At 69.4% G+C, this 13,210-nt stretch carries 17 protein-coding genes; 11 read left to right on the top strand and 6 right to left on the bottom strand.

Annotated elements, in window-relative coordinates:
- Window positions 1-752, top strand: a 752-nt coding sequence (locus RU09_RS14030) for an LLM class flavin-dependent oxidoreductase (protein ID WP_042541495.1), incomplete at its 5' end; no start/stop codon positions are given.
- A 30-nt stretch (window positions 753-782) separates the two neighbouring features.
- Here the strand turns inward: RU09_RS14030 and RU09_RS14035 are convergent.
- Window positions 783-962, bottom strand: coding sequence for a hypothetical protein (locus RU09_RS14035; RefSeq protein ID WP_042541496.1), 180 nt, complete (start codon window positions 960-962; stop codon window positions 783-785).
- 99 nt (window positions 963-1,061) lie between these two features.
- Between RU09_RS14035 and RU09_RS14040 the strand changes: the two genes are divergently transcribed.
- From RU09_RS14040 to RU09_RS14050, 3 genes are all read left to right on the top strand, one after another.
- A complete protein-coding gene (locus RU09_RS14040) occupies window positions 1,062-1,511 on the top strand; it encodes a carboxymuconolactone decarboxylase family protein (protein WP_042541561.1) in 450 nt (149 codons plus the stop codon).
- Between the two features lie 124 nt (window positions 1,512-1,635).
- A complete protein-coding gene (locus RU09_RS14045) occupies window positions 1,636-2,676 on the top strand; it encodes an iron-containing redox enzyme family protein (protein WP_042541562.1) in 1,041 nt (346 codons plus the stop codon).
- Window positions 2,673-2,879: a CDGSH iron-sulfur domain-containing protein gene (locus RU09_RS14050; RefSeq protein ID WP_042541497.1), complete on the top strand. Its 207-nt coding sequence runs from the start codon at window positions 2,673-2,675 to the stop codon at window positions 2,877-2,879. Before RU09_RS14045 ends, RU09_RS14050 begins: the two co-directional genes overlap by 4 nt.
- Window positions 2,880-2,924: 45 nt before the next feature.
- On the opposite strand, the gene RU09_RS18580 is transcribed toward RU09_RS14050, so the two are convergent.
- Window positions 2,925-3,461, bottom strand: a complete 537-nt coding sequence (locus tag RU09_RS18580; RefSeq protein ID WP_156145939.1) for a hypothetical protein — start codon at window positions 3,459-3,461, stop codon at window positions 2,925-2,927.
- A 327-nt stretch (window positions 3,462-3,788) separates the two neighbouring features.
- On the opposite strand from RU09_RS18580, the gene RU09_RS14060 reads away from it, so the two are divergent.
- The 5 genes from RU09_RS14060 to RU09_RS14085 all read left to right on the top strand — a co-directional run bounded on the left by RU09_RS14060 (window position 3,789) and on the right by RU09_RS14085 (window position 7,676).
- Window positions 3,789-4,466, top strand: a complete 678-nt coding sequence (locus RU09_RS14060; RefSeq protein WP_042541499.1) for a response regulator transcription factor — start codon at window positions 3,789-3,791, stop codon at window positions 4,464-4,466.
- Window positions 4,459-5,790: a sensor histidine kinase gene (locus RU09_RS14065; protein ID WP_042541500.1), complete on the top strand. Its 1,332-nt coding sequence runs from the start codon at window positions 4,459-4,461 to the stop codon at window positions 5,788-5,790. The genes RU09_RS14060 and RU09_RS14065 overlap by 8 nt, the downstream gene beginning before the upstream one ends.
- Window positions 5,791-6,102: 312 nt before the next feature.
- Window positions 6,103-6,942 (top strand): PepSY domain-containing protein, encoded by an 840-nt coding sequence (locus RU09_RS14075; RefSeq protein ID WP_231567601.1) that lies wholly within the window; start codon window positions 6,103-6,105, stop codon window positions 6,940-6,942.
- Between the two features lie 162 nt (window positions 6,943-7,104).
- Window positions 7,105-7,407, top strand: a complete 303-nt coding sequence (locus RU09_RS14080) for a hypothetical protein (RefSeq protein WP_042541503.1) — start codon at window positions 7,105-7,107, stop codon at window positions 7,405-7,407.
- Window positions 7,408-7,448: 41 nt separating this feature from the next.
- The gene (locus tag RU09_RS14085) at window positions 7,449-7,676 is read left to right on the top strand and encodes an RNA-binding S4 domain-containing protein (RefSeq protein ID WP_042541504.1); all 228 of its coding nucleotides are present in this window, start codon (window positions 7,449-7,451) and stop codon (window positions 7,674-7,676) included.
- A gap of 18 nt (window positions 7,677-7,694) precedes the next feature.
- On the opposite strand, the gene RU09_RS14090 is transcribed toward RU09_RS14085, so the two are convergent.
- The gene (locus RU09_RS14090) at window positions 7,695-8,252 is read right to left on the bottom strand and encodes a dihydrofolate reductase family protein (protein WP_042541505.1); all 558 of its coding nucleotides are present in this window, start codon (window positions 8,250-8,252) and stop codon (window positions 7,695-7,697) included.
- Window positions 8,253-8,513: 261 nt separating this feature from the next.
- Here RU09_RS14090 and RU09_RS14095 point away from each other — a divergent pair, with 261 nt between their 5' ends.
- A complete protein-coding gene (locus tag RU09_RS14095; protein ID WP_042541506.1) occupies window positions 8,514-9,410 on the top strand; it encodes an SDR family oxidoreductase in 897 nt (298 codons plus the stop codon).
- A 100-nt stretch (window positions 9,411-9,510) separates the two neighbouring features.
- A complete protein-coding gene (locus RU09_RS14100) occupies window positions 9,511-10,296 on the top strand; it encodes a DNA/RNA non-specific endonuclease (RefSeq protein WP_042541507.1) in 786 nt (261 codons plus the stop codon).
- 343 nt (window positions 10,297-10,639) lie between these two features.
- On the opposite strand, the gene RU09_RS14105 is transcribed toward RU09_RS14100, so the two are convergent.
- The 3 genes from RU09_RS14105 to RU09_RS14115 form a co-directional block, all read right to left on the bottom strand.
- Entirely contained in the window at window positions 10,640-11,587 is a 948-nt protein-coding gene (locus RU09_RS14105) for a hypothetical protein (RefSeq protein ID WP_042541508.1), read from the bottom strand.
- Window positions 11,584-12,375 (bottom strand): signal peptidase I, encoded by a 792-nt coding sequence (locus RU09_RS18115; RefSeq protein ID WP_194285978.1) that lies wholly within the window; start codon window positions 12,373-12,375, stop codon window positions 11,584-11,586. Before RU09_RS18115 ends, RU09_RS14105 begins: the two co-directional genes overlap by 4 nt.
- Before the next feature lie 71 nt (window positions 12,376-12,446).
- Complete coding sequence (locus RU09_RS14115; RefSeq protein WP_042541509.1) at window positions 12,447-13,181, bottom strand: SipW-dependent-type signal peptide-containing protein; 735 nt, start codon at window positions 13,179-13,181, stop codon at window positions 12,447-12,449.
- Between the last annotated feature and the right edge of the window lie 29 nt (window positions 13,182-13,210).

Consider the following 13,210-nt stretch of genomic DNA (forward strand, 5'->3'; position numbering starts at 1 on the left):
ACATCTCCGAGCCGTCGCCGCAGCGCACCCCGGTCATCTACCAGGCCGGAGCCAGCCCTCGCGGTGTGCGCTTCGCATCGGAGAACGCCGAGGCGATCTTCGTCGCCGCGCCCTCGAAGGAGGTGCTCGCCGGCACCGTGAAGCGCATCCGCGATGCGCTGGAGGACGCCGGTCGCGACCGCTACGACGCGAAGATCTACACGCTGCTCACCGTCATCACGGGGGCCACGAGCGCGGATGCCGCGGCGAAGCACGCCGAATACCTGTCCTACGCGAGCCCCGAGGGCGCGCTGACCTTCATGTCGGGCTGGATGGGCGTCGACCTCTCGCAGTATGCCGAGGACGAGCCCGTCGGCAACGTCGAGTCCAACGCGATCCAGTCGGTGCTGCAGCACCTCAAGGAGGAGGCCGACCTCGGACGCGAGTGGACCGTCGGCGACTTCGGCCGCCACAACGCGATCGGCGGCCTCGGGCCGACGATCGTGGGCTCTGGCGTAGAGATCGCCGACGAACTGCAGTCGTGGGTCGAGGAGACCGACATCGACGGATTCAACCTCGCCTACGCGGTCACGCCCGGCACCTGGCAGGACGTCATCGAGCACGTCATCCCCGTGCTGCGCGAGCGCGGCGTCTACCCGAACGAGTACACGCCGGGAACTCTGCGCAACAAGCTGCAGGGCAAGGGCGACCGCGTGCAGGACACGCATCGCGCAGCCCGCTACCGGGTCGGAGCGAACGCCCCGGTCGCCTGATCAGCGCCGGGTGGTGACCAGAGGCGCCGGTCAGTCTGCCTTCGAGCTGAACATCCCGCGCAGCACCAGGAACACCACGACCGCGACGACGGCGACGATCGCGAGCTTCGCGATGAACCACAGGATCGAGAAGAGCGCGCTGACGATCCACCAGGCGATCACGACGGCGAGGACGACGCCGATGATGGTCCAGAGCGAGTTCTTGTTCATGCATCCAGCCTAGGCGGCGCGGGCGCATCACAGATCCGGATGCTGTGGCGTCAGTGCTCATGGAGGCGCATTCCGCGCCCCATGAGCGAAGGAGACGACGTGTCGCACGTCAACATCGGCAAGGTCTACGCAGCCCCGTATCAGGCGATGCTGGAGTTCAACGCCCAGGCGGTCGCCGCAGCCGAGGATGCCGGACTCTCGCCGTTGCTCGTCGAACTGGTCAAGGTCCGGGCGTCGCAGCTCAACGGCTGCGCGTTCTGCCTCAGGATGCACTGCGCCGATGCCGTCAAGGCCGGCGAGACGGCCGACCGGCTGGCCGTGCTCGCAGGATGGTGGGAGTCGCAGTACTTCTCGGCCGAGGAGCAGGCCGCCCTGCAGATCGCCGAGAACGTGACGATGATCGGCGACCACGGCCGCCTCGCGGATCGCGGAGTCGACGTCGAGGGCGTGCTGACCGAGAAGCAGATCGCCGCCGTGACCTGGCTCGCCGTCGTCATCAACAGCTGGAACCGCATCGCGATCAGCAGCCGCTACCCCGTGCACGCCTGATCGAGCGATGGTGAGACGGTGGCGGGAGGGCGGATGCCACGGCATCCGCCCCCGTCCCTTCCGCATCGGATGTGTCGCCGTCAAGACCCTTCTCGAGAAGGGGATCGGGGGCGAGACTACGAGCATGTCTGCACCGGCCCTCACTCCGTCCGCCCTTCACGGCATCGCCGCCCGCGGCCCGCTCAGCGACGGCATCATCCGCCGACTGACCGGAGAAGACGCCGACGACCTCGGCGCCCGCGCCGAGAGCGCGCTCGCCACCAGCGACGATGTCGTGCGCGACGACGACATCCAACTCGCGCTCTTCGTGCTGTACGCCTCGTCGTACGGATCTCTGTCCGAGCTCGATCCCGCCCTCGAGTGGGACCCGGCGCTGATCGCGACGCGAGGACTCCTCGAGCACGCCTTCGAGCGGGCGCTGCGGGCGACCGTGCCGACCCCGGAACTGCCCGAGCCGACCGTGGACGCCGTCGGACGAGCCCTGTTCGCTCTCGCCGAGGCCGACACCGGACCGAGCCTCTCTCGTTACGTCGCGAAGAAGGCCACGGACGAGCAGATGCACGAGTTCTTCATGCAGCGCTCGATCTACACGCTGCGTGAGGCGGACCCGCACTCGTGGGCGATCCCCCGCCTGACCGGTCGGCCCAAGGCGGCGCTCGTCGAGATCCAGTCGGACGAGTACGGCGGAGGGCGCCCCGACCGTGTGCACGCGACGATCTTCGCTCGCGCGATGCGCGGCGCCGGCCTCGACGACACCTATGGCGCCTACGTCGACGACGTGCCGGCGATCACGCTCGCGTCGCTCAACACGATGTCGATGTTCGGCCTCAACCGTCGGCTCGTCGGAGCGATCGTCGGCCATCTGGCCGCGTTCGAGATGACCTCGTCGATCCCCAACCGGTTCTACGCCGACGGGCTGCGACGGCTCGGCTTCACCGAGGACGTGACCGACTACTTCGACGAGCACGTCGAGGCGGATGCCGTGCACGAGCAGATCGCCGCGCGTGACCTCGCGGGCGGGCTGGCCGAGGACCGCCCCGACCTGCTGCCCGACATCATGTTCGGCGCCGCGGCCTGCCTCACCGTCGACGGATGGGCGGCGGGACACATGCTCGACTCCTGGACGCGCGGCGAATCCTCGCTGCGAGAGAGGGACGCGCGATGAGCGGGGCGCAGGGTGCCGTCACGATCACGGCGTACCCCGACGGTCCGCTGCTGGTGCGCGGAGCAGCGGTGCTCGAGACCTCCGACGGCGAGCCGATCGAGGTGACGCGCCGCACGGTGGCGCTGTGCCGTTGCGGTCTCTCGACGATCAAGCCGTTCTGCGACGGGACGCACAAGGCCGCCGGGTTCCGCACCGACGCCTGATCTCGATGATGCCGGTCGGTCTTCGTCGGCGCACGTCGATCGTGGTCAGTGCCCGATCGCCGGCAGGCAGCCGCCGTCCATGATGACGCCGCCGATCTCGACCGTGAGAGTATCTGCCGAGACTTCGCCGAAGATGCATCCGCCCTCAGGTGCAGCCGCGCCGAAGGCCACCGCGCGTTCGTCGCCCAGCGTCTGGACGCCCGCGAGGCCCGCCGCGGCGAACACCTCCTCGACCGCGTTCACCGACAGGTCTCCCGAGGTACGGAGCGTCTCGAGCCCGGTGCGGACGGCAGCCGCAGGCTCCTCGGCGACTACCCGGCTCTCCTCCGAGAGATCGACCCGGTCGCGATAGCGCTCGTTCTGCGCCATCGCGTGATCGGGGTCGTACGGCGCGCAGTCCGGTGGCAGGTCTACGCCTTCGATCTGCGGGCACGCGGCCGTAGGGGTGGGACTCGGGGATGCGGACGGCGATGCGCCGGGCGGACCCGTGGTCGCCGTCGCGCACCCTGCGAGCATCATGGTCGCCGCGACGACGAGAAGAAGACGTGCACCTCTCGACCTGTCCCCCCGGATTCCGGTCATGCCCTCATGCAACCACACGGGACGGACAGCGCCAACCGGTGTGCGCTACGTCGGCGACCTTCGCCTGCGCCACGGGAGGAGCACTGCGCCACGGGAGGAGGACTGCCCCACGGGAGGAGAACTGCGCCACGGGAGGAGTCTCAGCGGCATTCTCTCCTCCCGTAGGAGAGTTCTCCTCCCGAGGGCGCACGAGGGAGAGCCCGAGGGCGCACGAGGGAGAGCCCGAGGGCGCACGAGGGAGAGCCCGAGTGCGCGCGCTGATGCGCGACTGAGCCTCATCTGACCCGCTTCAGCGCGGATTCAGCGTGCGCCCGCCACACTGGAGGAATGCGGATCCTGGTGGTTGACGACGAGGTGCGTCTTGCCGACGCCGTGCGCCGGGGTCTCGAGGCGGAGGGCTTCGCGGTCGACGTCGCGAACAACGGCGTCGACGGGCTGTGGCGTGCGCGTGAGACGCGGTACGACGCGATCGTGCTCGACCTGATGATGCCCGGCATGAGCGGGTGGAAGGTGTGCGAGGCGCTGCGCGCCGAGGAGAACTGGACGCCCGTGCTCATGCTCACCGCCAAGGACGGCGAGTGGGACCAGGTCGAGGCTCTGGAGACGGGCGCAGACGACTACGTGACCAAGCCGTTCTCCTTCGCGATCCTCGTGGCTCGGCTCCGTGCTCTCGTGCGCCGCGGCGCTGTCGCGCGCCCTGCGGTGCTCGAAGCCGGAGACCTCAAGCTCGACCCGTCGTCGCACCACGTCTGGCGCGGCGAGACCCAGGTCACGTTGACCGCGCGCGAGTTCGCCGTGCTCGAACACCTCATGCGGCACCGCGGTCAGGTGCTGTCGAAGCGCGCGCTGATCGAGGGCGTCTGGGACGACGACTTCGACGGCGACCCGAACATCGTCGAGGTCTACGTCGGTCACCTGCGCCGCAAGCTCGACAAGCCCTTCGGGCGCGAGGCGATCGAGACGATCCGCGGCGCCGGCTATCGATTGGCGGCCGACGGTGGCTAGCCGCGCGTTCCGGTCGGTGCGTGCCAGGACGACCCTCGGCGCGACCGTGGTCGTGGCCGTCGCGCTGCTGATCGGGGCGTTCTCGTTCTACGGCATCCTGAGCTCCAGCATCCACGCCAGCGCCGAGCGCGCCGCCGAGCAGCGACTCGACGAACTCGCCGAGCGCTTCGACGGTCCCGGCGGCGGCCCGGGCGGCGAGCGCGGGGTCGACTCCCTCGACGACGAGATCGTCCAGATCATCGGCGAGGACGGCGCGGTCAGGGCCGCCAGCGAGGATGCCCGCGACGAGCTCGGCTCCACCGCGCTCCCCCTCGCCGACCAGGCACGCACCACGACGATCGGCGGCGAGCCGATGCTCGTCGTCTCCGACGACCTCGAGAACGACGAGACGCTCGTGCTCGCCGTCTCGATCGAAGACGGTGTCGAGACGCTGTCGACGGTCGCCGTGCTGCTCGCGGTCGCCGTGCCGCTGCTTCTGCTGCTCGTCGCCGTCACCACCTGGCTCGTCGTCGGCCGGGCGCTGCGGCCGGTCACCCGCATCCGCGAGGAGGTCGACGGCATCACCGCCGAGCACCTGCACCGACGCGTCGAGGTGCCGCCGTCATCCGACGAGATCGCCGCACTCGCGACCACCATGAACCGGATGCTCGATCGCCTCGACTCGTCGGCCACCGCCCAGCGCCGCTTCGTCTCGGATGCCTCACACGAGCTGCGCTCACCGCTCGCGACGATCCGTCAGCACGCCGAGCTCGCACAGGCGCATCCGGCCACAACGAGCATCGGCGAGCTGGCCGAGGTCGTCTCAGAGGAGGGGCTCCGACTGCAGGGCATCGTCGAGTCACTTCTGCTGCTCGCCCGGCTCGACGAGGGCGGCGGCACGCACGACGAGGCCGTCGACCTCGACGACCTGGCCCTGGGCGAGGTGCGACGCCTGAGGTCGCGAGGGGTCGAGGTCGACGGGTCGGGCATCCGTGCGGCCCGGGTCGCCGGGGATCCTCGGCTTCTCGGCCAGCTCCTGCGCAACCTCGCCGACAACGCCGTCAGGCACAGCGCCGGCCGCGTGGCCATCAGCGTGATCCCGCAGGACGCCTGGGTGTTCGTGACCGTCGAGGACGACGGCGCAGGAGTGCCAGCCGACGAGCGCGAGCGCATCTTCGAGCGCTTCGTGCGGCTCGATGAGGCCCGCAGCCGGGATGCTGGCGGCAGCGGTCTCGGCCTCGCGATCGTGCAGGGCATCGCCGCGGCCAGCGGCGGGACGGTCTCGGTCGACGCCTCGCGCTGGGGCGGCGCCCGCTTCGTGGTGACCCTGCCCCTCTCGGACTGACATCCTCTCGGCATCCGGTCCGTCTGCAGGGACCCGGCACCTCTCGGCATCCGGTCCGTCTGCAGGGACCCGGCACTTCCCGGCACCCGGCCCGTCTGCGGGTCCCGGCATTTCCCGGCACCCGGCCCGTCTGCAGGACCGAAGCACGGATGCGGGACCAGACACCTGTTCTCGTCCTGCATTCGTGCCCGGATCCTGCAAACGGTACGAGGAAACCCCGGTTCGCGGCCCCGGCCGTTCGGTCGCTGGTTCCTGAAGAGGTCTTCAGGAGGCTTCAGGGTGGCTTCAGCACCGCCGGGAGAGCATCGAGACATGAACGACAAGAACTCGACCCCCGACCAGACGCCCGAGAACCTCCCCGTGAACTCGACTCCGCCGGAGCCCCCCGCTCCGCCCGCGCCGACTCCGGCCCACGACGCCGAGACCGTGCCCGTCGCACCGCTCGCCGCTGAGACCGGCACTCCGGCATCCGTTCCCGCAGCCCCCGCGAAGCGTGGTCGCAAGCGTGCCCTTCTCATCGGCGGTGGAATCGCGGCCGCGGTGGTTCTCGCCGGCGGCGGCGTGGCCATCGGAGCAGCGATCGGCGACGAGTTCGGCGACGACGACGACCGCCCCTCGGTCTCCGACGGCCCCCGTGGCGACGCCGACGACAACGGCGGACAGCCGGGCGGCGACCGAGACGACCGCGACGACGACGGAGAGCAGGGCTCACCCCAGGGCGGGGGCCCGGTGACCGACATCGGCACCGACTCCGCCGACGAGCTCGTGAAGATCGCGGATGCCGCCCGCGGCGCAGCCGAAGGCGACGTGACGTCCATCGACGCGAAGCGCGACGGCACCTGGGAGGTGCAGCTGACCGGGGCGAACGGCAGCGAGACCGAGGTGCGGGTGAATGCCGACCTCGCCGCCACCGTCGTCTCGACCGAGCAGGACGACGATGACTCCGCCCCCACCCACACCCTCGACGAGTCGGCCATCCGCGCACTCGTCGATGCCGCGCTGGCCGAGGCCGACGGCATGATCACCGACCTCGACGCCGACAACGACGAGGTCAGCCCCTACGACGTGTCGGTGCTCACGACCGACCGCCGCTCGATCGACATCGACTTCAGCGCCGACTTCGCCGTCGTCGGCACCGACATCGACGACTGAGCACCCCGCGTCGTTCCTCGAGCCGCCGGCCCCACGGGGTCGGCGGCTCGACGCATCTCCGACGAGTTCGGCACTTTCGCATCATGATCCGTTCACCGCGCGGTCTCTGTAGGTGGGTACGGTCTCGATCGCAGACCGAAGATGCTGTCGTCAGGGGAATCCATGCCGGTCACGGTGCACACGTACTTCTACACACCCGCGCGGGCGGACTCCGTCGTGCGGGTGCTGCAGCAGCTCACGACAGAGCTCAAGCGCGTCGAGTGGCGAGTTTCCGATCATCGTTCCGTGGCGTTCAGCACACGACGGACGCTGTTCGGGGGAGCCGCCGACGTGAGGGTCGTGGCGACTCCGTTGGCTGAGGGAGGATCCGACGTGAGGATCGCACTGCAGGCGCCGACCCGTCGCCGGACGACCACGAAGGCGGCCGACCGGCTCAGTGAACGGATCCAGCGGGCGCTCGGCTGACCGCGAGCCGCGGCCCGCATCCGGCGGCTACCATTTCAGTCATGACGAATTCCGGCCGCATCGACGATGTCTCCATCGGCGGCGAGATGATCCGCCTCGGGCAGTTCCTGAAGTACTCGGGTCTGCTCGACTCGGGTGGCGACGCCAAAGAGGTCGTGATCGACGGTTTCGTGAAGGTCAACGACGAGGTCGATCGTCGTCGGGGCCGTCAGCTGCACGACGGCGACCTGGTCACCTTCGAGGGCCGCACCGTTCGCGTGCGCCCCTGACGCCGGCAGCGATCGCCGTCACCGCCGCGTCGCGTAGCGGAGGAACATCACCCCGCTGCTGAAGCGCTTGTCGTCGAGCAGTTCGAGATCGACGTGCACGTCGGCGGGGAAGAACGGCTTGCCGCCCCCGACGATGCCCGGACCGATGAACAGGCCGAACTCGTCGACCAGACCCGCGCGGATCGCCTCGGCCGCGAGCGTCGGCCCGTCGACAGAGAGGTCGCTGTCGGATTCGGCTTTCCAGCGCTCGATGGTCTCGGGGTCGAACGTGCGCTCGAGCCGCGTGCGCTCGCTCGACACCTCGGCGAGTGTCTTCGAGAAGACGACCTTGTCGGCCGCCTGCCAGACCCGTGCGTAGTCGATGCCGACCTGCGGCTGATCGGGCTCGAGGTGGGCGGTCTCCCAATAGACCATCGTCTCGTACATGCGCCGCCCGTAGAGATAGGTGCCGACGTCGGCGAACTGCCTGTTGATGAAGTCGTGCAGCTCCTCATCGAGCGCCCAGTCGAATCCTCCGTGGGGCCCGCTGACATATCCGTCGAGCGACGTGATCATGGAGTAGATGAGTCGGCCCATGCGGCGAGGCTACTCCGCGCGCCGGGGGTTGGTCGACCCCCCTCGCTGCCGCCCTCTCGGGAGGAGATCTGCTCTTCGGGAGGAGCAATCCTGCGAATCTCTCCTCCCGAAGAGCAGTTCTCCTCCCCCCAGCGACATCGACGACGGCCCCGGGCTTCGCCCTTAGCGACCTGAGTCCGCGGACGCAAGGCGCTGGCCGACATCCCGACCTCGGCGCACGCTGGAGACATACCCCCAGACCAGCGACCGAGAGGACACCCCATGTCTCGCGACCAGTACACCTTCGTCAACCCGGCCGAGCTCTATTCCGACATCGAGCCCGAGAAGCAGCACATGCCCGAACCAGGGCTCGACGCCGACCTCGCTCCCAAGGCCGACCTCGGCGAGGAGAGCTATCGCGGCACCGGCCGTCTCACCGGCCGCAAGGCTCTCATCACCGGCGGCGACTCGGGCATCGGGGCGGCGACCGCGATCGCCTTCGCCCGTGAAGGGGCCGACGTCGCGCTCTCGTACCTTCCGGAAGAGGAGGAGGATGCTGCGCGGATCGCCGACATCCTTCGCGACGCGGGCGCCACCGTCGCGCAGATCCCCGGCGACCTGCGCGACCCCGAGTACTGCCGCACGCTCGTCTCAGAAGCGGTCGGTGCGCTCGGCGGTCTCGACATCCTCGTCAACAACGGCGGCAAGCAGGTCTACCAGGAGTCTCTGACCGACATCACCGACGAGCAGTTCGACGACACCTTCAAGACGAACGTCTACGCGATGTTCTGGATCACGAAGGCCGCACTCCCGCACCTCCCCGCCGGATCGACCATCATCAACACCACGTCGATCCAGGCGTACTCGCCGTCGGGGATCCTCGTCGACTATGCGTCGACCAAGGCCACGATCAACGCCTTCACCAAGGGCCTCGCCGACCAGCTCGCACCGAAGGGCATCCGCGTGAACGCCGTGGCACCCGGGCCGATCTGGACCCCGCTGCAGCCCAGCGACGGACAGCCGCAGGAGAAGCTGCCGGAGTTCGGTGAGGACACGCCTCTCGGCCGCATGGGTCAGCCGGCCGAGCTGGCACCCGCCTACGTGTTCCTCGCCTCGGCCGAGTCGAGCTACGTCGCCGGCGAGACGCTCAACGTCAACGGCGGCATGCCCACGCCGTGACCCGCTGACAGCGAACGCCCCCTCCCGAAGCGACCGGGTGGGGGCGTTCCCGTGTTCGGAGATGCTCGGCGATGTCGGGGGCACGAGGCAATATGACGGTATGGCAGACGGATACGACCTCGATTTCCTTCCGACGCGAGTCCCCCTGCCCCGGCCGGCGCAGGATGCGACCGAGCTGACCTACCCGCGCTTCACGGTGCTGCTCGACCACGACCGTCGGCTGGCCTCCGTGACCGGCGTGAACATCGACGGAGCGCTGCTGCGCGAACTGCCGCGCACCGGCGAGTGGAGGCTCGACCCCCGGATCGACGACGAGCTGCAGACGGGTCCCGATGTCTACGCGCGCAACGACCTCGATCGCGGTCATCTCGTGCGGCGGCGTGATCCGGGATGGGGCGATGTCGATGAGGCGAGGGATGCCACCGAGGCGACCTTCTTCTATCCGAACGCCGCCCCGCAGGCGGCAGGATTCAACCAGTCGAAGGACCTCTGGCTCGGCCTGGAAGACCATGTGATCGAGTATGCCGAGACGACCGATCAGCGTGTCTCGGTCTACACCGCGCCTGTGCTGGGCGACGACGACCCGCCGTATCGCGGCATCCGCATCCCCCTCCGGTTCTGGAAGATCGCGGCCTGGCAGGCGCCGGATGGCCTGTCGGCCGCAGGGTTCGTGCTCGATCAGTCCGAGCTGGTCGACACCTCCGACGGCCTGCTGGCCGCGCCGCCACTGGGCGCCTTCCGCACGTTCCAGGTTCCGGTCGCCGAGATCGCCCGAGTCACGAAGGTCGATGTGGGCCCCCTGCTCGACGCCGATGTGCTCGCCCGGCCGAGTGCGCGATCGACCGAGTGGCGACCGCTCGCCTCCGCATCCGACATCACGCTCTAGGCGTCTACCGGGTCATCGACGCGACGAGGCACACCGCTGCCGCGGACGAACCCCTGCATCCTCACCGCCAGGTGGACGTGCTCGCGGAGGAGTGCGGTGGTCGTCCTCGCGTCCGCGGGTCATCGCAGCCAGAGCGAACGGGTGAACGCCGCCACGATCCGGGGAGAAGAAGTCGCGATCGGGGAGGGAAGCGACTCTGTGGCGGCGTTCGTGCGGATGATCCGCGATGATCCGACGGGGTGATCGAACGGTTCAACCATCTCGTGAACCGCGCGCTCGCACGCCGAGAAGGGGGCGGATTCCGAGCCGGGAACCGCGGTCTCCGGTGCCGACGCCCGATCTCTCAGTAGTGAGGAGTGCCCGCCGCAGTAGTGCCGCGCAGTGCGCAGTCCGGGCACACGCGCCGACGGCCGCGGTCGGGCTCTGTCAGATCGACCCAGGACTCGTCCTGACCGATGGCCCTCGAGCAGTCATCGCACCGCCGCCGACGGCCGGCGACGAGGAGAAGCCCCACGAGCAGCAGCAGCGCCGCCGCGATTCCGAAGAGAAGGAGCGAGCTTGCCCCCGTCGCCGCCAGTCGAGTCGGCTGCTCGTCGACCTCGCCGGACATCGTAGACACGACATCGAACGCGAGCTCGGTCGACTCCTGTCCCTCGTTGCGCTGCGATGCAGTCGCGGCGGGGAGCTCGAACCCGATCTCCACGGCCACCGTCTCACCCTGGGCGACCCGCACCTCGGCGATGTCGACCGTGCCGGTCATCTCTTCGGCGAGTGCGGAGAAGCGCTGCCGCCCCTCGACACCGCCGACACTCCAGAACAGCTCGACCTCGTCGGCGAGGCCGGGATTGCGAGCTCCGCCGGGGACGCTCTCATCCAGACGCAGCGAGACGGTGAGGCCGGCTCGCGCAGGACCGCTGTTCGTCAGCATCAGGGTGCGTTGAGTGCGATCTCCCGGCGCGGCGATGCGCTGACCGACGAACGACGACTCCGCGGTCGAATACCCCCGGCCCGACCAGTCCAGGTGCGTCGCCGGACCGTCCCAGGCGGCCTCGGCAATCGCATCCCCTGACTGCGAACCACCCCCGGATGCCGGTGCCACCGCCCTGTCGACGGGTTCGCCGGTCGTCGAGACACCGGTCGTCGAACCCGCCGCCACGGCAGGGAGCACGCCCGCAGCAGAGAGCACCCCGGCCAGCATGAGCAGGAGCACGACGGCGAGGATCCAGGCGATGGACGTCTCACGTCGGGTGCGACGGCGTGCCTCCGCGAGGAGGCCGTCCACTCCGTTCATCGCCGGCTCCTCTCGGCATCCGTCGCGTGCGACAGCATCTCGCGCAGCGAATCGTCGTCGAGCGAGAGGAGTCCGAGCCGCGCGAGGTGGAGTTCCTCCTCGCGGATCGCGATCTCCCGCTCTCTGAGATCGAGCTCCCGGATCCGGAGGTCGTCGGCGACAGAGGGAACGACAGGGGCCGCGGATGCCGCGGGGGCGTCGTTCACGCCCCGTCCGGAGGTCACGATCACGCGGGTGCGAGGCCGCCGGAAGGTGGTCCATGCGCCGTAGCCGAGAAGCCCGGCACCGAACGCGACGCCGAGCACCACGATGTTGTCGGTGGCCCACTGGCGCACCCATCCGAGGGCGGGCAGGCTGTAGAGCATCGCCCCGCGAACCTGCTCGGGAGACACGGGCGCGTCGGCGGCGGAGTTCGCGTCGCCCTGAGTGATGAGCCTGCAGTCCGTGCCGTCGTCGAACGTGCCGACGGTCTTGCCCACGACGCGGTGGGTGATGAGAGCCGGGTCGCCGGGCTCGGGAAGATAGGTCACGATGTCGCCGACCCCGATCTCGGCGCACACCTGATCGGGCGCGACGCCTCGCACCGCCACGACGTCACCGGGTGCGAATGTCGGCTCCATCGATCCTGTGAGCACCGTGAGCGAGGTTCCGCCGGAGACACGCGGCACCACGAGAAGCGCGGCGATGAGCGCGAACAGCGTCACGACGAATGCGATCGATACGGCTCGTCCGGCGATGCGCCAGGGCGACTCGTACCAGCTCCTCGGAATCCTGCCGGTGGTGCGCATGCGTGCGTCTCTCTTCATGATCGTGAGCGACGGAGGCGCCCCTGTCTCGGGGCGCCTCCCGACGGTGGGTCTTAGAACTGCTCCCCGGTGTCGCGAACCTGCTCGAGCCTGAGGTTCAGCCCCGACAGCGTGTCGGTGAGCGCGACGTCGGTGCGGTCGGTGACCGTCGACGAGAAGGCGCCGTAGACGACGACCGTCACGTCTTCGGTGGTCTCGGCCATCGAGAGCACGGTGGTGCCGTTCGCGTCCTCGAGGCCAGCGCTCTGACCCGTCTGCGGCGCCGACAGGTACAGCAGCGTCGCATCTGCCGCGACGGGCAGCGCGATCTCAGGCTGCACGAGCGCACCGTCCTGGTAGACCTCGTAGGTGTAGGTCATGCCGCTGATGTCGTAGTCGTTCGCCGTGAGACCGTCGAGCGAGAGGCGACCGACGAGGTTGTCTCCCTCCAGCGTCACGGCGGCCGAGAACGAGGCCGCGACCTTGTCGCCGGGCACGATGCGCCAGGTCGACGCATCCGCGGGGGCCAGCGCGTGGCCGAGCTGCGAGCCGTCCGTGCCGACGACGGTGGCGGTGGCGTCGTCGCGGTCGGCCGAGACGTCCCAGAAGGTCGTGTCGGCAGTCTGCACGACGTCGAGGTCGCCGGCGGTGATCTGTCCGCCGCTGAAGCCGTCGGTCGCCGTCCACAGGGCGAACGTCGACCCGCCCGCGAGCAGTGCGGCGGCGCCACCGGCGACGAGCAGCAGAGCGCCGCGGCGCTTCTTCCGCTCTTCGGTCACGACGATGATCTGAGGATTCTGGTTGGACATGTTCTTCTTCCTTCTCCTGGGTGGTGTGT

The organism is Microbacterium sp. MEJ108Y, from assembly GCF_000834175.1.
Classification (GTDB): Bacteria; Actinomycetota; Actinomycetes; order Actinomycetales; family Microbacteriaceae; genus Microbacterium; species Microbacterium forte.

Coding starts and splice junctions, on each gene's coding strand:
- RU09_RS18115 (WP_194285978.1), bottom strand. CDS start 12,375: ATGCGCACCACCGGCAGGATTCCGAGGAGCTGGTACGAGTCGCCCTGG.
- RU09_RS14075 (WP_231567601.1), top strand. CDS start 6,103: ATGAACGACAAGAACTCGACCCCCGACCAGACGCCCGAGAACCTCCCC.
- RU09_RS14085 (WP_042541504.1), top strand. CDS start 7,449: ATGACGAATTCCGGCCGCATCGACGATGTCTCCATCGGCGGCGAGATG.
- RU09_RS14090 (WP_042541505.1), bottom strand. CDS start 8,252: ATGGGCCGACTCATCTACTCCATGATCACGTCGCTCGACGGATATGTC.
- RU09_RS14050 (WP_042541497.1), top strand. CDS start 2,673: ATGAGCGGGGCGCAGGGTGCCGTCACGATCACGGCGTACCCCGACGGT.
- RU09_RS18580 (WP_156145939.1), bottom strand. CDS start 3,461: ATGACCGGAATCCGGGGGGACAGGTCGAGAGGTGCACGTCTTCTTCTC.
- RU09_RS14060 (WP_042541499.1), top strand. CDS start 3,789: ATGCGGATCCTGGTGGTTGACGACGAGGTGCGTCTTGCCGACGCCGTG.
- RU09_RS14115 (WP_042541509.1), bottom strand. CDS start 13,181: ATGTCCAACCAGAATCCTCAGATCATCGTCGTGACCGAAGAGCGGAAG.
- RU09_RS14045 (WP_042541562.1), top strand. CDS start 1,636: ATGTCTGCACCGGCCCTCACTCCGTCCGCCCTTCACGGCATCGCCGCC.
- RU09_RS14035 (WP_042541496.1), bottom strand. CDS start 962: ATGAACAAGAACTCGCTCTGGACCATCATCGGCGTCGTCCTCGCCGTC.
- RU09_RS14105 (WP_042541508.1), bottom strand. CDS start 11,587: ATGAACGGAGTGGACGGCCTCCTCGCGGAGGCACGCCGTCGCACCCGA.
- RU09_RS14100 (WP_042541507.1), top strand. CDS start 9,511: ATGGCAGACGGATACGACCTCGATTTCCTTCCGACGCGAGTCCCCCTG.
- RU09_RS14080 (WP_042541503.1), top strand. CDS start 7,105: ATGCCGGTCACGGTGCACACGTACTTCTACACACCCGCGCGGGCGGAC.
- RU09_RS14095 (WP_042541506.1), top strand. CDS start 8,514: ATGTCTCGCGACCAGTACACCTTCGTCAACCCGGCCGAGCTCTATTCC.